Raw genomic sequence first — 18,478 nt, forward strand, 5'->3', positions numbered from 1 at the left:
GGCCACCGCGCCGGCGGTGTCAGACTGGTATGCATGCCTGAGCTGCGGTCGAGGACCTCCACCCACGGTCGGACGATGGCCGGCGCCCGGGCCCTGTGGCGGGCCACCGGGATGACCGACGACGACTTCGGCAAGCCGATCGTCGCCATCGCGAACAGTTTCACCCAGTTCGTCCCGGGCCACGTACACCTCAAGGACCTCGGCGGCCTGGTCGCCGACGCGGTGGCCGAGGCCGGCGGGGTGGGCCGCGAGTTCAACACCATCGCGGTGGACGACGGCATCGCCATGGGCCACGGCGGGATGCTCTACTCGCTGCCCAGCCGCGAGCTGATCGCCGACGCGGTCGAATACATGGTCAACGCGCACTGCGCGGACGCCCTGGTCTGCATCTCCAACTGCGACAAGATCACCCCGGGGATGCTGCTGGCCGCGCTGCGGCTCAACATCCCGACCGTCTTCGTCTCCGGCGGGCCCATGGAGGCCGGCAAGACGGTGGCGATCGAGGGCGTCGTCCACTCCAAGATCGACCTGATCGACGCCATGATCGCGTCCTCCAACGAGGCGGTCACCGACGACCAGCTCGGCGAGATCGAGCGCTCCGCCTGCCCGACCTGCGGCTCCTGCTCCGGCATGTTCACCGCCAACTCGATGAACTGCCTCACCGAGGCCATCGGCCTGGCCCTGCCCGGCAACGGCTCGACGCTGGCCACCCACGCCGCCCGCCGGTCGCTCTTCGTCGAGGCCGGCCGCACCGCCGTGGAGATCGCCAAGCGCTGGTACGACTCCGACGACGCCTCCGTGCTGCCCCGGTCGATCGCCAGCCGGGCCGCCTTCGAGAACGCCGTCGCGCTCGACGTGGCCATGGGCGGCTCGACCAACACCGTGCTGCACCTGCTGGCCGCCGCCCGCGAGGCGGAGCTGGACTTCGGCGTGGCCGACATCGACGCCATCTCCCGGCGGGTGCCCTGCCTGGCCAAGGTCGCGCCGAACTCCCCGCAGTACCACATGGAGGACGTGCACCGGGCCGGCGGCATCCCGGCCATCCTCGGCGAGCTGGACCGCGCCGGCCTGCTCCACCGGGACGTGCACGCGGTGCACTCCCCCTCGCTGCAGGAGTGGCTCGCCGACTGGGACGTCCGCGGCGGCTCGCCGACCCCGGAGGCGGTCGAGCTGTTCCACGCCGCACCGGGCGGGGTCCGCACCACCGAGCCGTTCTCCACCACCAACCGGTGGTCCTCCCTGGACACCGACGCGGCCGGCGGCTGCGTCCGGGACCGCGAACACGCGTACAGCGCCGACGGCGGGCTGGCCATCCTGCACGGCAACCTCGCGCCGGACGGCTGTGTGGTGAAGACCGCCGGGGTGCCCGAGGAGTGCCTGACCTTCCGCGGGCCGGCCAAGGTCTACGAGTCGCAGGACGACGCGGTCACGGCCATCCTGGCCAAGGAGGTCGTGGCCGGGGACGTGGTGGTGATCCGCTACGAGGGCCCGAAGGGCGGCCCGGGCATGCAGGAGATGCTCTATCCCACCTCGTTCCTCAAGGGCCGCGGGCTGGGCCGCTCCTGCGCGCTGCTCACGGACGGCCGGTTCTCCGGCGGCACCTCCGGCCTGTCCATCGGGCACGTCTCCCCCGAGGCGGCGTCGGGCGGGCTCATCGCGCTGGTGCGGGAGGGCGACGAGATCGTCATCGACATCCCGGCCCGGTCGATCCAGCTCAACGTGCCCGACGACGTGCTCCAGGCGCGCCGGGTGGCCGAGGAGAAGCGGGACCGCCCCTACACCCCGGCGGACCGGGTCCGGCCGGTGTCGGCGGCACTGCGCGCGTACGCCTCGATGGCCACCTCGGCCAGCGACGGCGCCTACCGGCGGGTCCCGGAGTAAGGCCGCCCCCACCGGTCTCCGCGCCGCCGGTAGGGTCCGGCGGCGTGGAGACGACGGTGAGCTACGCGCGACTGATCCGACCAGCCATCGACCGGGTGTACGTGGGCGCCCGCTGGGCGGCCCGGCCCCGGATGGAGAGGTTCTACGCCGAGCGCGGTGCCGATCTCGGCTACGAGAACTCGTTCTTCTCCGGGGTGCTGGCCCGGCCGATGCCCGCCGAGGCGCTCGCCGACGGGCTGGCCTACACCGACGGCGACATGAGCCGGGAGCTGGCCCAGGGTGTGACAACGGTGGACGCCGACGGCACCTGGCACCTCACCGAACTGGGCCGCGAGCTGGCGCTGTTCGCGCAGCGGGCGACCGCCGAGGCCGCCGAGGAGCTGTGGTCGGACATGCCGGGAATGCTGCCCGGCCTGAGCGTCGTGCCCCGGCTGGCCGACCTCGTGGGCCGGGTGCTCGCGTACGGGCAGGCCACCGGCGGGCCGGTATTCCGCGCCATGTCCCCGCCGTACGAGCCGGACGGCGCCTCCCCGGCGCTGCTGCTGATCACCCGGCTCGGGTCGCTGCGTCACCACCGCGCCGACGCGCACCGGGCGGCGTGGCGGGCCGCCGGGCTGACCGCCGACGGGATCCGGGCGCTGCCGGACGGGCCGGAACGCGCGGCCATCGAGGCGGAGACCGACCGCCGCGACGAGCGCGTGTACGCGGTGCTCAGCGACGCCGAGCGCTGGGAGCTGCTGGCCGGTCTGGCCGCCCTGCCCAATTAGACCCGAGCGAGAGATCTTGGAGAGTTGCCGTTCGGCGCGAACGACAACTCTCCAAGATCTGAACGGCTACCGGGTGAGGTCGTTGACGCAGCGGAGCACCGGGCGGGTGGTCAGCGCGGCCGCGTCGAGCGGGACGTCCGCGCGCACGGTGAACGCCGCCGACTCCCCTGGCAGCAGGGTGACCAGGGCCCGGTCGACCTCCGCGGACGGGTGCAGGCGGTCCGGATAGAGCGTCAGGTCACGCAGCACCGTCCGCGCGGTCACCCGGACCCGCTGGGCGTCGCCCGCCGGCTCGACCGTCGCCGACAGCTCCGCCGCCGGCCACTCGACCTCCCGGTCGGTGGCGAAGAACCACAGCGCCCGCTCCGCGCTCTCCCCGGCCTCCGCGACCAGCAGCTCCCGCCGGGCCTCGTCCGGCCGCGCCAGCTCCGCCGGCAGGGCCAGCACCACCGAGGAGTACGCCGGGACGTCGAGGTCCACCGAGGTCTTCGCCCTCGGCTCCCCGGTGACGGTGAGCCGGGTGACCGTGGCCGGCGCGCGCCACGCCTCGCCGGTCTCGTTCACCGCCACCAGCGCCAGCCCGCCGTCGCGCGGTTGCACGGTGAGGAGGCGGTCGGCGTAGGCGCGGCGGAGCGCGTACCAGAGGGGTTTGCGCCGGCCGTCGCCGTCGACCGCCGCCCAGGAGGTGACCGGCCAGCAGTCGTTGAGCTGCCAGACGATCGTGCCCATGCAGACCGGCCGGTGCGACCGGAAGTGCTCGACGCCGAGCTGGATGGCCCGGGCCTGGTTGAGCTGGGTGAGGTAGTGCCAGTCGTCGAAGTCGGCGGGGGCGGGCAGGTGGGCGTCGAGGCCACGCTGGAGTTTCCGGTCCCCGTCGGCGGCCTTCTGGTGGTGCGCCATCCCGGGCGAGTCGTGGGCGAGCGGCTCGTCGGAGAGGGCCCGGCGCAGCGTCGCGTACGCGGGCGGCGCCTGGTAGCCGAACTCGGCGACGAAGCGGGGCACGTACTCCCGGTACTTCGTGTAGTCGTCGGTGTTCCACACGTCCCAGATGTGCGTGGTGCCGTGCGCCGGGTCGTTGGGGTGCACGTCCTCGCTGCCCGACCAGGGGCTGCCCGGCCAGTACGGCCGGGTCGGATCCAGCTCGGCGACCACCGCGGGCAGCAGGCCGAGGTAGTAGCCGCGCCCCCAGGTGCGGCCGGCGAGCGGCTCCTGCCAGTCCCAGTCGTGCCAGCCCCAGATGTTCTCGTTGTTGCCGGTCCAGAGCACCAGCGAGGGGTGGCTCGCGAGCCGGGTGACCTGTTCCCGCGCCTCGGCCTCGACCTCGGTGCGGAACGGCTCCTCCTCGGGGTAGGCGGCGCAGGCGAAGAGGAAGTCCTGCTGCACCAGCAGCCCGAGCTCGTCGGCCAGCTCGTAGAAGTCCGCCGACTCGTAGCGGCCGCCGCCCCACACCCGCAGCAGGTTGACGTTCGCGCCGGCCGCCTGCGCGAAGCGCTCGGCGAGGCGGGCCCGGGTGACCCGGTTGGGGAAGGCGTCGTCGGGGATCCAGTTGACCCCCTTCACGAAGATGGGCACCTCGTTGACGTGCAGGGTGAACGCGGAGCCGTGCGCGTCCGGGGCGGTGTCCAGGCGTACCGAGCGGAAGCCGATCCGCCGGGTCCAGCGGTCCAGCGGCCGGCCGTCCGCGGCGAGGAGGGTCACGTCGAGGTCGTGGAGCGGCTGGTCGCCGTACCCGACGGGCCACCAGAGCGCGGGGTCGCGGACGGTGAGGGTCGCCACGGCCCGGTGCTCGCCCGCCGGGACGGTGATCTCGACGGCGGCGCCCGCCACGGTGGCCCGCACGGTCAGCGGGCCGTCCTGCGTCCGCTCGACCTCGACGTGCAGCTCCACCCGGCCGGCGCCGTCCTCGACGGTGACCAGCGGCCGGACGGTGGCCAGCCGCGCCGTGGACCAGGCGTGCAGGCCGATCTCCTGCCAGATGCCGGCGGTGACCACGGTCGGTCCCCAGTCCCAGCCGAAGTTGCAGGCGGTCTTGCGGATGAAGTGGAACGGCTCCGGGTAGGCGTTGGGCCGGTCGCCGAGCCGGTCCCGGTGCGCCTCGGCGTAGCGGTACGGGGAGTCGAAGCGCACGGTGAGCGTGTTGGCGCCCGGCCGGAGCAGCGGGCCGACCGGGAACCGGTAACCGCGGTGCTGGTTCTCGGTGCGGCCGACCTCGGTGCCGTTGAGGCTGACCGTGGCGACCGTGTCCAGGCCGGCGCAGACCAGGTCGATCCGCTCGTCGTCGCCGGACGGCCGCTCGACGGCGGTCTCGTAGACCCAGTCGGTGCGGCCGATCCAGTGCAGGCGTTCCTCGTTGTCGTCGAGGTACGGGTCGGGGATGAGGCCGGCCGCCAGCAGGTCGGTGTGCACTTCTCCCGGGACGGTCGCCGGCACCGCCTGCCCGGCGACCTCCGGCGGCACCTGCGGACCGGGCACGGCCCGCAGCACCCAACCCTCGTGCAACGTCTGACGGCTCACGACTTCACCGCGCCTTCCATGATTCCGCGGACGATCTGGCGTCCACCGATGAACAGCATGACGAGCAGGGGCACGGTGGCGATGAACGCCCCGGCCAGCACCCGCCGGTAGATCACATAGTTTCCACTGGCCAGGTCGGAGACCGCGACCATCGAGGTCGGGAAGTCGGTGCCGCTCAGGGTGATGAGCGGCCACTGGAAGTCGTTCCAGGTGGCCACGAACGTGAGCAGCCCGAGCACGGCCAGGGCCGGGCGGATCGCCGGCAGCACGATGCTGGCGTACACCCGCATGGTCGTGGCCCCGTCCATTCGTGCCGATTCGACCAGCTCGTCCGGGACGGTGTTGACGATGAACTGCCGCATGTAGAACACCCCGAACGCGGTGACCAGCCCGGGGGCGATGACCGCGAGCAGCGTGCCGTTCCAGCCGAGCTTGCCCATCACGATGTAGAGCGCCACGATGCCGAGTTGGTTGGGCACGGTCAGGGTGAGCACCACGAAGAGCATGAGGGCGCTGCTGCCCTTGAAGCGCAGCTTGGCGAAGGCGAACCCGGCCAGCGAGCAGAAGAACAGCACCGAGGCGGTCACCACGGTGGCGACGATGACGCTGTTGACCAGGGAGGCGGCGAAGTAGACGTCCTGGAGGGAGAAGACCTCGTCGACGTTGGTCAGGAACCGGTCGCCGGGGACGACCGCCGGCGGCAGCTTCGCGAGGGCCTGGTCGTCGCTGGTCGCGATGACGAACATCCAGTAGAGCGGGAACGCGGCGAAGAGCATGGTCAGCGCGAGGAACAGGTAGGTCCAGAGCCCGGCCGGGGTCTCCTGCGGGGCCCGGGCCACCAGCCGTGGCCGGCGGCGCGGGGGTGCGACGGCGGTCATTTACGCCCTCCGGACAGTCGGTTCGTCACCACGTAGTTGACGCCGGCGACGATCAGGATGATCAGGAAGAGGGCCCAGGACATGGCCGCGGCGTAGCCGAGGTTGAGGTCCTTCCAGCCGACCTTGTAGATGAGCTGGGCGATGGTCTGCCACTCGCCGTTCGGGCCACCGGTGGCGGCCTGAGCGTTCGGGTCGAACAGCATCGGCTCGGTGAAGAGCTGGAGGCCGCCGATGGTGGAGAGGATGACCGTGAACAGCACCACGGGCTGGATCATCGGCACGGTGATCCGCCAGAGCTGCTTCCACGGCCCGGCGCCGTCGATGGCCGCCGCTTCGTAGACGTCGCGCGGGATGGACTGCATGGCGGCCAGGTAGAGCAGCGCGTTGTAGCCGATCCACTTCCAGTTGACCATCGTGGCGATGGCGATCCAGGAGTGCAGCTTGTCGGCCCGCCAGTCGATCGGATCGTCCGGGCCGCCGAGACCGAACAGGCCGAGCACCCAGTTGGCCATGCCGAAGTCGCGGGAGAAGAAGACGCTGAACACCATGGTCGAGGCGACGATCGGGGTGACGTACGGCAGCAGCACCCCGACCCGCCACCAGGTCTGCGCCCGCAGCTTGCGGTTGAGCAGCGCGGCGACCACGAGCGCGAGCAGCAGTTGGGGCACCGAGGAGAGCAGGAAGATCCCGAAGGTGTTGTAGAGGGCGTTCCAGAAGTCCTCGTCGCCGAGGAGCCGGCTGAAGTTCTCGACGCCCGCCCAGTAGGGCAGCGTCGGGTCGTCGAGCCGGTAGTTGCGCAGCGAGACCACGGCGTTGAAGAGCAGCGGGAAGAGCCCGAACACGACGAAGAGCAGGAAGAACGGCGCGATCATGAGGTACGGCATGTAGCGCATGTCGAAGCGGTACAGCCGGTTGCGCCAGCTCAGCCGCCGGTCGTCGCCTCCGGAGCGGCCGCGCTCCGGTGCGGCTCGGCGGCTCGACGACGCGGGCGCGGCACGGGTGGTGGACATCGGATCACTCCAGGGCCGAGGCGGGTCGGGCGGTGCGGCGGGGACGGGGCGGGCCGCGGCCCGCCCCGTCCCCGATCCGGTCAGGACTTGGCGGCCTTGTCGGCCTCCTTGACCGCCTCGCCCCAGGCGGCGTCCGGCTTGAGGCTCTTGTTCTCGACCCGCCGGATGACGTTCTCCACGGCGACCCGGGTCGGGCCGTTCCGCTTGCCCAGGTACTGCGGGGTGAGACCCTGCGCCATCTTCGGGAAGATCTGCCCGACGGGGGCGTTGTTGAAGAACGGGTTCCTGAAGTCCGCGATGGCCGGGTCGGCGTAGAGCGCCGGCTGCGAGGGCAGGTTGCCGACCTTCTTGAAGATCTCGATCTGCTGCTCGGGCGCGACCAGCCACTGCAGCAGCTCGTACGCCTCGTCGACGTGCTTGCCCTGCTTGGGGATCGTCAGGAACGAGCCGCCCCAGTTGCCGCCGCCACCGGGCACCGCCGCGATGTCCCACTTGCCCTGGGTGCCGGGGGCGGTGTCCTTGATGTGGCCGAGCATCCACGCCGGGCAGGCGAGCACGGCGAAGGCGCCGCTGGTGAAGCCCTTGTCCCAGTCGGCCTGGAAGCTGACCAGGTTGGCCGAGAGCCCGGCCTGGACGGCCTTGACCGTGTAGTCGAAGGCGACCTTCGGGCCGCCGTCCATCCGCAGCTGCTCCTGGTCGTCGTAGAAGCCGACCTGCTGCTGGCCGAGGATCGGGTTGAACAGGTTGGTGCCGGCGTCGATGAACTTCTTGTCGGTCTTGGCGGTGTACTGCTGGCCGACCTCGAGGAACCTGTCCCAGTCGGGCCAGAGGGCGGAGACCTGGTCGCGATCGGTGGGCAGGCCGGCGGCCTTGAACAGGTCGGTGCGGTAGCACATGGCCAGGCCGCCCACGTCGGTGCCGAGGCCGATCTGGGTCTTGCCGTCGGCGGAGAGCGACTGCTTCCACTTCCAGGGCAGGTACTTGCTCTCGTACTCACCGGCGCCCTTGTCCAGCAGGTTGACGAACTTGTCGGACTGGCTGCGGAACTGGACCATGAAGCCCTCGTCGATCGCCGCGATGTCCGGCGCGCCGTTGCCGGCGACAAGCTTCTTCTGCAGGTCCTCGTGCTGCGCGTTGTACTCGCCGGAGTTCAGCTGGATCTTGACGTTGGGGTGCTCGGCCTCGTACCGGGTCTTGAGGTCCTGGAGGCCGAAGTCACCCCAGAAGTTGATCTTCACGGTGACCTGACCGTCGGCGGCGTCCGAGCCGCCGGTGGTGCTCTTGCCGCTGCAGGCCGTGACCATGACCAGGCTGACGGCGCCCGCGGTGGCCGCCCGGGCCCAGTGCCTCCAGGACCGTTTCATGTCATCCTCCGCGCCGAATGGGAACGCTCCCGAGATCGAGAGACGTTGACTGAACCGGATAAGTGAGCACACCGTACGGGGGACCCATTGGACTGTCAACGGCCGGTTACGACCCGAACCGACCGGTAACCCGACCGCCGCCATTCCTGCCTGTTGGAGCGCTTTCCCGCGCACCAACGGGAGACGTGGGCCGGGTTGGGTGACGCTCGACCCCGTACGCTTAACCGCGCAAGCGGCGAGCCACCGCGCCGGACCGACGGCGCCGCAGGCCGGTGCAGTAGCGTGACAGCCGCCGGTCCACCCCCGGCGGCGGAAACAGGCCCGCGAGGGCCCGGACCAGTGAAGGAGCGCCGGTGAAGCGGCCGACCATCGCCGATGTCGCCCGGCGGGCCGGGGTCTCGAAGGGCGCGGTGTCGTACGCGCTGAACGGCCAGCCCGGCGTGTCCGAGGCGACCCGCCAGCGGATCCTGGCGATCGCCGCCGAGATCGGGTTCAGCCCGAGCAGTGCCGCCCGGGCGCTCTCCGGCGCCACCGCCAAGGCGGTCGGCCTGACCCTGTGCCGGCCCGCCCGGATACTGGGCATCGAGCCCTTCTTCATGGAGCTGATCAGCGGCGTGGAGGCCGAGCTGTCGGCCCGCTCCTACGCGCTGACCCTCCAGGTGGTGGCGGACCAGGACGCCGAGATCGCGGTCTACCGCCGCTGGTGGGCCGAGCGCCGGGTGGACGGCGTGTTCGTCTGCGACCTGCGAACCGACGACCGGCGGGTGCCCGCGCTGGAGGAGTTGCAACTGCCGGCCGTGGTGATCGGTGGGCCCGGCCACACCGGCAGCCTGGCCAGTGTCTGGTCCGACGACGCGGCGGCCCTGGTGGAGACGGTGGAGTACCTGGTCGCGCTCGGGCACCGGCGGATCGCCCGGGTCGGCGGGCTGCCCTCCCTGCTGCACACCGAGATCCGCACCGACGCGTTCGCGCAGGTGTGCCGGCGGCTCGGGCTCGACGAGGCCACCACGGTCTGGTCCGACTACACCGGCGAGGAGGGGGCCCGGGCCACGCGCCGCCTGCTCAGCTCCGCCGCCCGGCCCACCGCGGTCATCTACGACAACGACGTGATGGCGATCGCCGGGCTCTCCGTGGCCCAGGAGATGGGGCTGGCCGTGCCCGGTGACCTGTCCATCGTGGCCTGGGACGACTCCCCGCTCTGCCAGCTCGTGCACCCGCCGCTCACCGCCCTGGGGCGGGACATCCCGGCGTACGGGGCGCACGCCGCGCGCCAGCTCCTGGCCGTGATCGCGGGCGAGCCGGTCACCGGCCTCCAGGACGAGACCGCCCATCTCACCCCGCGCGGGAGCACCGCGCCGCCGCGCCCCCGGTGAACCGGTTCAGTGGTCTGGCGGTACGGCCAGGTCAGCGGGGTGCCGAGGGGAACTCCTCGAACCACGCCTCCACCCGCTCGGCCGGGGCCGGCCGGGCCAGCGCGAAGCCCTGCCCGTAGCGGCAGCCGGCCCGCCGCGCGCCGGCCACCTGAGCGTCGGACTCCAGCCCTTCGACCACCACCTCCAGCCCGAGCCGGTCGCCCAGGTTGGCGACCACGTCGATCAGCGGGCGCTGCCCGTCGGCGCCCGGCCCGACCATGTGCGGGCCCACCTTGAGCAGGTCGATCGGGAGCCGGCGGAGCTGGGCGAGCGAGGCGTGCTCGGCACGGAAGTCGTCCAGCGCGGTGCGGACGCCGAGCGAGCGGAGGCCGGCGAGCCGGGCCACCACGGTGGACAGCTCGGGGGCCACCGCCGGCTCGGCCACCTCCACCACGAGCCGCTCCGGCGGCACGTCGTACGCGGCCAGGGCCGTCGCCGTGCGGGCCACGAAGTCGGGCGCGGCCAGCTCCCGGGGCGTGACGTTGACCGCCATCCACAGCTCCCGGCCGCTTCCCGACCAGTCGGCGAGCTGCCGGCAGGCCCGGTCCAGCACCCACCGGCCAACCTCGCCCAGCAGGTCGAGATCGGTCGCGACGGGCAGCAGCTCGTCCGGCAGCACCGTGCCCAGGGCGGGACTGCGCCAGCGCAGCAGCGCCTCGGTGCCCACCGGCTGCCGGTCGGCCAGCGCCAGCACCGGCTGGTAGACCAGGTCCAGCTCGCCCCGGGCGACCGCGCCCGGCAGCTCGCGTTCCAGGTCCAGCCGGCGGACCAGCTGCTCCTCCAGATAGGCGTCGTACCACTCGACCCGGTCCCGGCCGAGCTGCACGGCGCGCCGCCGGGCCAGGTCGGCCTGGCGCAGCACATCCTCCGGCTCGCCGCCGGTGGTCTCGGCCAGCCCGATGCTGGCCCGGAGCCGGCTCGCCCCGCCGGGCCGCGGACAGGGCTCGGCCAGGGCGGTCAGCAGCCGGGTGCCCAGTGCGTAGGCGGGCACCGGGCCGAGGTCGGTGAGCACGGCGAACTCGGAGTCGGTGAGCCGGGCCACCAGGTCGTGCGCACCGGAGCCGGACCGGAGCCGGTGGACGACCTCGGCCAGCACCGGCCCGTCCAGCACCGCCGTCTCGTCGGCCCCGTGCAGGTCGACCACGAGCAGCGCGCCGCCGGCCCGCCGGGTGAGGGCGTGGACCAGCTCCGCCCGGTCGGCCGGCGGGGCGTCGGCGGGCAGGCGGTCCTCCCCGACGAGGTGCCGCAGCCGCGCCTCGCTGGCGGCCAGCCGCTCGGCCCGGCGCCGCTGGTCGGCCGCGGCGAGCACCTCCCGCACCACCATCGGCGGTATGACGGACAGCCCGAGGGCGATCGCCGGGGCGGTGAACTCGCCCACCGTCCACAGGTGCTGGCCGGCGGCCAGCGCCGCGATGCCGGCCGGCGCGGTGAGCCCGGGCCACGCCGCGGGCGCCGCGTCCCGGCGCGGCCGCTCGCCGGCGGCGGTACGCCGGGCGCCGGCCGCGGTGAGCAGCGCGCCCGCGAGCAGCGGCGGCGCGACGGCCAGCGCGGCCCGGTCCGGGGCGGCGTAGGCGAGCAGGACCACGAGCAGCGCCAGCGCGCCCAGGGTGGCGGCCGCACCGGCGTGGCAGCGGGCCGCACCCGGTCGCCGGCGCCGCTCGGCGACCGCGGCCACCAGCAGGACGGCCAGCGCGACGGCACCGCCGACGCTGGCGATCCGCGCGGCCGGGGGTACCGGGCCGGAGGGCAGCAGCACCCAGCCGGCGAAGACCAGGCTGACGCCGAGGCCGACCACATCCACGCCGCGGCGCAGCCGCTCACCGCCGGAGAGGCGGGAGCGGCCGGGCAACCGCAGCAGGGCGAGGGCGAACAGCGGGGCGGCGATCGCCAGGCCGGCCAGCGCGACGGGTAGCCGGTGCACGGGGTCGCTCAGCGGCAGCACCGCGACGGTGAGGCCGGCGGTCAGCACGGCCGCGTCGAGGATCCCGGCGACCCGGCGGGACAGCGCCACCCGGCGGGCCTGTCGCCCGGCAGGCGTGGCGACGGCCGGGTCGGGCGGCGCGGGCGGGGCACCGGCCAGCCAGGCGAGCCGGACGCAGGCCAGGGCGGAGCCACCCGCGACGGCGAGCGCCACGGCGGCGGGGCCGGGGACCAGGCCGGCGGCACCGGCGAGGACGAACAGCGCACCGGCGAGCGAGACGAGGAGGTCGGGCAGCGGTGGCCGGCGGCGGGGGCCGGCGGAGGGGTGGGTGACGGGCACGGCGGTCGCCTTCGTGAGGGGGCACGGGGCGGTGCGGTTGCGGTACGACGTGCGGGGTCAACGGGTCGGAGGCGGGTGCGACCGGCGCCGGACGGGGACCGGTGCGGCCACGCCCATCAACGATCCCGGACACCTGCCGTTACGCGACACCTCACGTGACGCCCGTCACACCCAGGCTCCGGTCCGCGCCTGCCGCCCGCCGGAACCGCCGCCGGTCCGGGGTGGGATCATCGGGGGGTGAGCCGCGCCGACACCGTCCGTTTCCGCCACAGCCAGGCGATCCTCGTCGCCGCGATCGTCGCGTTCCTCGGCGCGCTGCCGCTGGCCACCGCGCGCTGGTGGCTGCTCTGGGTGCTGCTGATCCCGCTCGCGATCGGCCTCTGGGCGTGGCGGGCCGGCACCGACGCGGACGCCCGCGAGCTGCGGCTGCGGGCGCTGCTCGGCCAGCGGCGGGTGCCCTGGGCGCGGGTCGCCGAGTTGGCCGCCGACCCGCGCGGCCGGGCGGTCGCCCGGCTCGACGACGGCGAGACGCTGGTGCTCCCCGCGGTCCGCGCCGCCGACCTGCCCCGGCTGGTCTCCGCCACCGGGCAGGAACTGCCCGAGTCCGCCCGATGATCCGTCAGTAGCCGTCGACCACCCGGTTCGTCAGCGGCTCGCCGGCGGCGAACCGGCGCACCTGCTCCCCGACGAGCCGGTACGCACGCGGCAGCAGGCCCCGGACCGACCCGGCGACGTGCGGGGTGAGCAGCACGTTCGGCAGCTCCCACAGGGGATGGTCGGCGGGCAGCGGCTCCGGGTCGGTCACGTCCAGCGCGGCCCTCAGCCGGCCCGACGCCAGCTCCGCGACCAGGGCGTCGGTGCGGGCCACCGGGCCCCGGGCGGCGTTGACCAGCAGCGCGCCGTCCGGCATCGCGGCGAGGAACTTCTCGTCGACCAGCCCCCGGGTCTGCTCGGTCAGCGGCACCAGCAGCACCACCACGTCCGCCTCGGGCAGCAGGGCGGGCAGCTCGTCCACCCCGTGCACCTCCTCGGCCGGGCGCGGCGTCCGGGCGACCAGGGTGAAGGTCACCTCGAACGGGGCCAGCCGGGCCCGGACGGCCGCGCCGATCGAGCCGGCGCCGACGATCAGCACCCGCTTGCCGGCCAGCTCGTCCGTCGGGGCCACCTCGTCGAACGCCCACTCGCCGCGGGCCTGGGCGCGGGCCAGTGGGCCGAAGCCGCGCAGCGCCGACAGGATCGCGGTGACCACCCACTCGGCGGTGGCCGAGTCGTGCACGCCCCGGGCGTCGCAGAGCGTCACGCCCTCGGGAACCCGCCCCACCCAGGCGTCCGCGCCGGCGGAGAGGAGCTGCACGACCTCCAGGTCCGGCAGCTCGGCCAGGAGCGCGCCGGCGTCCGGGCCGGCGAGGAAGGGCGGCACCCAGAACCGCACGCCGGTCGGGGACGACGGCTGCCGGGCCGGGTCCTCCAGCACCTCGACGGTGACGCCCGGGGGCAGCTCGCCGATGAGGCCCCGGCCGGCCGGGTGCGGAATCCATACCTTCACGACCGCCGACGATAGCCGCCCGGGACGGCCCGGGTGCGCGGGGTCGTGACGACCACCGCTGGCACGATTGGCGGCGGAGCGCGCGAGGTATAACCGAGGGCGGAGCGTCGGCCGGCGCCCCGCGCACCGGAGACGGGTGGTCATGAGCGAGGACAGCGCCGGAAGGGTGGTCGTGCCGATCCCGGCGCTGACCGACCCCGAGCGGCTGCGGTCCCTCGCGGAGACGCGGCTCGACGCGGCACCCGACGAGGCGTTCGACCGGTTCGCGCGGCTGGTCGGCGACCTGCTCGACGTGCCGGTCGCCCTGGTCTCGCTGGTCACCGCCGACCGCCAGTTCTTCCCCGGCGCGACCGGGCTGCCCGAGCCGTGGGCCGGCCGTCGGGAGACCCCGCTGACCCACTCGTTCTGCCAGCACGTGGTCGACGTCGAGGTGCCCATGGTGCTGCCCGACGCCCGGCTCTACCCCCGGGTGCGGCGGAACCTGGCCATCGAGGACCTGGGCGTCGTCGCGTACGCGGGGATGCCGCTGACCGACCTGGACGGACGGGTGCTCGGCTCGCTCTGCGCCATCGACAGCAAGCCCCGGGCCTGGACCGCCGAGCAGCTGCGCACCCTCGCCGACCTGGCCGCGGCCTGCTCCTCCGAGCTGCGGCTGCGGATCGCCGTGCAGACCGCCGAGCAGGCCCGCCGCCGCGCCGAGGAGGCGCACGACCGGCTCGCCATGCTGGCGGGGATGAGCGAGACGCTGGGCGGCACGCTCGACGTGGCCACGGCGGTCGACCGGCTCGGGCACTCCATGGTCCCGCTGCTGGCCGACTGGTGCCTCATCACCCTTGTCGACCCGGCGGGCCGGCCCCGCACCGTGGCGGGATTCCACCGGGACCCGGAGCGGGCGGCCGACACCGCCCGGTTCGCCGCGCTGCTGGCCACCGGCCTCGGTCCCGACTCGATCATCCGGTCGGTGCTGCGCACCGGGCGGCCGGTCCGGCGCGAAGCGGCCGCCCTGGCCGACGTCGAGCGGGGGGCCACCCATCCGGAGCTGGTGCCGCTGGCCGAGCGGCTGGGCTTCGGCTCCCACCTCAGCGTGCCGATCACCGCCACCGGCGGCCGGGCCATCGGCGCCGTCACGCTGGTCAACGGCCCGCACCGGCGCGGGTTCGACGAGAGCGACCTGCGGACCGCGCTGGACGTCGGCCGCCGGGCCGAACAGGCCGTGGGCAACAGCCGGCTCTACGGCGAGCAGCGGCACGTCGCCGAGGTGCTGCAGCACAGCATGCTGCCCACCCTGCCCGTGGTGCCGGGCGTCGAGCTGGCCGCCCGCTACCTGCCGGCGGCGGACCGGGTGGAGGTCGGCGGCGACTGGTACGACGCCTTCGTCCAGCCCGACGGCGACCTGGTCGCCGCCATCGGCGACGTGGCGGGGCACGACATCGAGGCCGCCGCGACCATGGGCCAGCTCCGCAACCTGGTCCGGGGCGACGCGTACGGGCGGGACGACCCGATCGACGAGATCATGACCCACCTCGACCGGGCGATCCGGGGCCTGCCCGTCCCCACCGTCGCCACCGCCGTCCTGGCCCGGGTCAGCCCGGCCGCCCCGGGGCTACGGGTCTCCTGGTGCAACGCGGGCCACCCGCCGCCGCTGCTGATCCCCGCCGACGGGCCGGTGCGGGCGCTGGACGGAGACCGGGGGACCCTGCTCGGCCTGACCCACCCGCCCAGGCGCACCCGCCAGGCGCTGACCCTCGCGCCCGGCGACACCCTGCTGCTGCACACCGACGGGCTGACCGAGAGCCGGGACCGGTCGATCGACGAGGGGGAGGTCGAGCTGATCGCGCAGCTCGCCGGTGCCGCCAGGCTCCCCCTCGCGACCCTCTGCGACCAGCTGCTCGCGGCCGCCCACCGGCGCGAGGACGACGTCGCCCTGCTCGCCCTGCGCGCCCGTTGAGCCACTACTCGGTTCGTCGGGCCCGGTTCCGCACCCGGCCCGGCTACGCTGGGCCGGGTGAGGCCGCGTCCCCCGTACCCCCGCACCGGCCGCCTCCGGGCGGCGCTGGCGGCGTCCTGCGCGACGCTGCTGCTGGGCACCGCCGGTTGTGCCTTCGGCGACCCGGATCCCGACCCGGCCGGTGAGCCGCCCAACCTCCCGTCGCCGTCGACCTCGGCCAGCCCCGGCGGGGCCGGCCAGCAGGTGGTGGCCACGGTGCTGGCGAAGGGGCTCGCGGTGCCGTGGGGCATCGCCTTCCTGCCCGACGGCGCCGCGCTGGTCACCGAACGGGACAGCGGGCGGATCCTCCAGGTCGGCCCGGAGTCGGGGCCCGAGGGGATGACGGTCCGGGTCGTGCAGACCGTCCCGGACGTGGCGGCCGCCGGCGAGGGCGGGCTGCTGGGCATCGCGGTCTCCCCGGCCTACGCGCGGGACCGCACGGTCTTCGTCTACTACACCAGCGCCGAGGACAACCGGATCGCGAAGCTGGAGCTGGGCCGGCCACCGACCCCGATCGTCACGGGCATCCCCAAGGCCGGCAACCACAACGGCGGCGGGCTGGGCTTCGGCCCGGACGGCTTCCTCTACGCCAGCACCGGCGACGCCGGGCGCACCGCGAACGCGCAGGACCCGAAGAGCCTCGGCGGCAAGATCCTGCGGCTCACCCGGGACGGCAAGCCGGCCCCCGGCAACCCCACCGCCGGCTCCCCGGTCTGGTCGACCGGGCACCGCAACGTGCAGGGCTTCGCCTGGACGCCGGACAAGAAGCTGTACGCCGTGGAGTTCGGCCAGAACACCTGGGACGAGATCAACCAGATCAACAAGGGCGGCAACTACGGCTGGCCGCAGGTCGAGGGGCGCGGCGACGACAAGCGCTACGTTAACCCGATCGTGCAGTGGCGCACCGGCGAGGCGTCCTGCTCGGGCCTGGCGTCCGTCGACCGGCTGCTGATCACTGCCTGCCTGCGCGGGCAGCGCCTCTGGCTGGTCGAGCTGGCCGGCAACGGCACGGTCCTCGGGCAGCCGCGCGAGCTGCTCACCGGCCGGTACGGCCGGCTGCGGGCCGCCGCCGTGGCGCCGGACGGGTCGGTCTGGGTGAGCACCTCCAACCGGGACGGGCGGGGCAAGCCGGCCGGCGACGACGACCGCATCCTGCGGCTGGTCTTCGCCGACGGCGGCGCCGGGCGCAGCTGATCCCGCTTCCCCGGGTTTGCCAAGATCCTTCAACGGGCAGGTCAGAATCTCAGCATGGACGGCCAGGAGAACGAGCAGCACGACGCCGGGGGCGAGACGGCCCCGCAGGAGGGGCGCGCCCGCCGCCGGTGGCGCCCCGGCACCAACCTGCGCCGGCTCGGCGCGGTGCTGGCCCTGCTCGTGGTCACCTTCAGCGGGGTGGTCGCCGGCACGTACGCGGGCGGGCACGTGGGCACCGACATCGGGCCGTTCCGCGCCCAGCTCAACCTCAGCCCGTCGCTGAGCGGCGGCACCACCGTCGACATCCCGCCGCTGGGCGCGCTGCTGCTGGACAGCCACGACGGGCCGGCCTACCTGACCGTCGAGCTGGGCGCGCTCGACCAGCGACGCACCGAGGCGCTGATCGACGACCCGGCGAGCATCAGCCGGGCCAGCCAGTCCGCGGTCGAGGACGTCCGGGCCGGCGTGATGCGCCTCGGCCTCAAGACCCTGGCCTCGGCGGTGCTGGCCACCCTGCTGCTGGCCGGGCTGGTCTTCCGCGACGCGCGCCGCACCGCGTGGGCCGGCGGGCTGGCGCTGGTCGTCACCGCCGGCAGCCTCGGCCTGGCCGCCGCCACCATCCGGCCGCAGGCGATAGAGGAGCCCCGCTACGAGGGGCTGCTGGTCAACGCCCCGGCGATCGTCGGTGACGCGCGGCGGATCGCCAACGACTACACGAAGTACGCCGAGCAGCTCCAGCGGCTCGTCGGCAACGTCAGCAAGCTCTACACCACGGTCTCCTCGCTGCCGGTGGTCCAGCCGTCACCGGGCACCACGCGGGTGCTGCACGTCTCCGACATGCACCTCAACCCGACCGGCTGGCAGCTCATCCGCACCGTGGTGGAGCAGTTCGGCATCGACGTGGTGATCGACACCGGCGACATCACCGACTGGGGCAGCGAGCCCGAGGCGTCCTTCGTCGGCTCGATCGGCCTGCTCAAGAAGCCCTACGTCTACATCCGCGGCAACCACGACTCGGCGCGTACCGCCGCCGCGGTGGCCGCCCAGCCGAACGCCGTGGTGCTGGACAACTCGACGGCCACGGTCGCGGGCCTGACCATCGCGGGCATCGGCGACCCCCGGTTCACGCCCGACAAGGAGACCTCGCCGGCCGGCAGCGGGCTCACCAAGGTGGTCGCCGACCAGGTGATCGGGGCCGGCGAGCAGCTCGCCGCCACCGTCACCAGCTCGCCGAAGCCGGTGAACATCGCGCTGGTGCACGACCCCGCCTCGGCCGGCCCGCTCTCCGGCACCTGCCCGCTGGTGCTCGCCGGGCACACCCACGCCCGCCAGGTGTCGAAGCTGCCGCAGGTGCCGGGCAAGCAGCCCACCCAGCTCTTCGTCGAGGGCTCCACGGGCGGCGCCGGGCTGCGCGGCCTGGAGGGCGAGAAGCCCACCCCGCTGTCGATGACGGTGCTCTACTTCGACAAGCAGAAGCTGCTCCAGGCCTACGACGACATCACCGTGGGCGGGACCGGGCAGTCGCAGGTCAACCTGGAGCGGCACATCATCCAGGACCCGACGAAGGGCGACCAGGTGCCGGTCACCCCGACGCCCACCCGGGGCGGGCCCGTCTCGCCCGCCCCGAACGGCAGCCCGACCGCGACGCCCAGCCCGACGGGCTGA

Annotated in this window: 13 protein-coding genes; 7 read left to right on the forward strand and 6 right to left on the reverse strand. The window is 74.1% G+C overall.

From position 1 onward, the window contains the following. Positions 1-33 precede the first annotated feature (33 nt). Together ilvD and GA0070214_RS25295 are read left to right on the forward strand one after the other, a co-directional pair. Positions 34-1,881 (forward strand): dihydroxy-acid dehydratase, encoded by a 1,848-nt coding sequence (gene ilvD / locus GA0070214_RS25290; protein ID WP_091269041.1) that lies wholly within the window; start codon positions 34-36, stop codon positions 1,879-1,881. Between the two features lie 44 nt (positions 1,882-1,925). Beyond that, positions 1,926-2,648: a hypothetical protein gene (locus GA0070214_RS25295; protein WP_244167847.1), complete on the forward strand. Its 723-nt coding sequence runs from the start codon at positions 1,926-1,928 to the stop codon at positions 2,646-2,648. 66 nt (positions 2,649-2,714) lie between these two features. On the opposite strand, the gene GA0070214_RS25300 is transcribed toward GA0070214_RS25295, so the two are convergent. From GA0070214_RS25300 to GA0070214_RS25315, 4 genes are all read right to left on the reverse strand, one after another. After that, a complete protein-coding gene (locus GA0070214_RS25300; protein ID WP_091268892.1) occupies positions 2,715-5,162 on the reverse strand; it encodes a glycoside hydrolase family 2 protein in 2,448 nt (815 codons plus the stop codon). Beyond that, positions 5,159-6,040 (reverse strand): carbohydrate ABC transporter permease, encoded by an 882-nt coding sequence (locus tag GA0070214_RS25305; protein ID WP_091268894.1) that lies wholly within the window; start codon positions 6,038-6,040, stop codon positions 5,159-5,161. Before GA0070214_RS25305 ends, GA0070214_RS25300 begins: the two co-directional genes overlap by 4 nt. Next, on the reverse strand, positions 6,037-7,050 hold the full coding sequence (locus GA0070214_RS25310; protein ID WP_091268896.1) for a carbohydrate ABC transporter permease: 1,014 nt from the start codon (positions 7,048-7,050) through the stop codon (positions 6,037-6,039). Before GA0070214_RS25310 ends, GA0070214_RS25305 begins: the two co-directional genes overlap by 4 nt. Before the next feature lie 80 nt (positions 7,051-7,130). After that, a complete protein-coding gene (locus GA0070214_RS25315) occupies positions 7,131-8,414 on the reverse strand; it encodes an ABC transporter substrate-binding protein (RefSeq protein ID WP_091268898.1) in 1,284 nt (427 codons plus the stop codon). 353 nt (positions 8,415-8,767) lie between these two features. On the opposite strand from GA0070214_RS25315, the gene GA0070214_RS25320 reads away from it, so the two are divergent. Beyond that, the gene (locus GA0070214_RS25320; RefSeq protein WP_091268900.1) at positions 8,768-9,787 is read left to right on the forward strand and encodes a LacI family DNA-binding transcriptional regulator; all 1,020 of its coding nucleotides are present in this window, start codon (positions 8,768-8,770) and stop codon (positions 9,785-9,787) included. A gap of 31 nt (positions 9,788-9,818) precedes the next feature. Here the strand turns inward: GA0070214_RS25320 and GA0070214_RS25325 are convergent, their stop codons facing one another. Then, positions 9,819-12,086 (reverse strand): putative bifunctional diguanylate cyclase/phosphodiesterase, encoded by a 2,268-nt coding sequence (locus GA0070214_RS25325; RefSeq protein WP_244167848.1) that lies wholly within the window; start codon positions 12,084-12,086, stop codon positions 9,819-9,821. Positions 12,087-12,323: 237 nt separating this feature from the next. Here GA0070214_RS25325 and GA0070214_RS25330 point away from each other — a divergent pair, with 237 nt between their 5' ends. After that, on the forward strand, positions 12,324-12,701 hold the full coding sequence (locus GA0070214_RS25330; protein WP_091268901.1) for a PH domain-containing protein: 378 nt from the start codon (positions 12,324-12,326) through the stop codon (positions 12,699-12,701). A 4-nt stretch (positions 12,702-12,705) separates the two neighbouring features. On the opposite strand, the gene GA0070214_RS25335 is transcribed toward GA0070214_RS25330, so the two are convergent. Beyond that, the gene (locus GA0070214_RS25335; RefSeq protein ID WP_091268903.1) at positions 12,706-13,632 is read right to left on the reverse strand and encodes a 2-hydroxyacid dehydrogenase; all 927 of its coding nucleotides are present in this window, start codon (positions 13,630-13,632) and stop codon (positions 12,706-12,708) included. A 142-nt stretch (positions 13,633-13,774) separates the two neighbouring features. On the opposite strand from GA0070214_RS25335, the gene GA0070214_RS25340 reads away from it, so the two are divergent. The 3 genes from GA0070214_RS25340 to GA0070214_RS25350 are packed head-to-tail and all read left to right on the forward strand — an operon-like array spanning position 13,775 to position 18,478. Continuing rightward, positions 13,775-15,580 (forward strand): SpoIIE family protein phosphatase, encoded by a 1,806-nt coding sequence (locus tag GA0070214_RS25340; RefSeq protein WP_091268905.1) that lies wholly within the window; start codon positions 13,775-13,777, stop codon positions 15,578-15,580. Between the two features lie 57 nt (positions 15,581-15,637). Continuing rightward, the gene (locus GA0070214_RS25345; protein WP_091268907.1) at positions 15,638-16,813 is read left to right on the forward strand and encodes a PQQ-dependent sugar dehydrogenase; all 1,176 of its coding nucleotides are present in this window, start codon (positions 15,638-15,640) and stop codon (positions 16,811-16,813) included. 54 nt (positions 16,814-16,867) lie between these two features. After that, positions 16,868-18,478 (forward strand): metallophosphoesterase, encoded by a 1,611-nt coding sequence (locus GA0070214_RS25350; RefSeq protein WP_091268909.1) that lies wholly within the window; start codon positions 16,868-16,870, stop codon positions 18,476-18,478.

The organism is Micromonospora chaiyaphumensis (genome assembly GCF_900091435.1).
Lineage (GTDB): Bacteria > Actinomycetota > Actinomycetes > Mycobacteriales > Micromonosporaceae > Micromonospora > Micromonospora chaiyaphumensis.

Excerpts from the sequence above, each read along its gene's own strand:
- ilvD (WP_091269041.1), top strand. The coding sequence starts at position 34 with ATGCCTGAGCTGCGGTCGAGGACCTCCACCCACGGTCGGACGATGGCC.
- GA0070214_RS25305 (WP_091268894.1), bottom strand. The coding sequence starts at position 6,040 with ATGACCGCCGTCGCACCCCCGCGCCGCCGGCCACGGCTGGTGGCCCGG.
- GA0070214_RS25310 (WP_091268896.1), bottom strand. The coding sequence starts at position 7,050 with ATGTCCACCACCCGTGCCGCGCCCGCGTCGTCGAGCCGCCGAGCCGCA.
- GA0070214_RS25315 (WP_091268898.1), bottom strand. The coding sequence starts at position 8,414 with ATGAAACGGTCCTGGAGGCACTGGGCCCGGGCGGCCACCGCGGGCGCC.
- GA0070214_RS25340 (WP_091268905.1), top strand. The coding sequence starts at position 13,775 with ATGAGCGAGGACAGCGCCGGAAGGGTGGTCGTGCCGATCCCGGCGCTG.
- GA0070214_RS25350 (WP_091268909.1), top strand. The coding sequence starts at position 16,868 with ATGGACGGCCAGGAGAACGAGCAGCACGACGCCGGGGGCGAGACGGCC.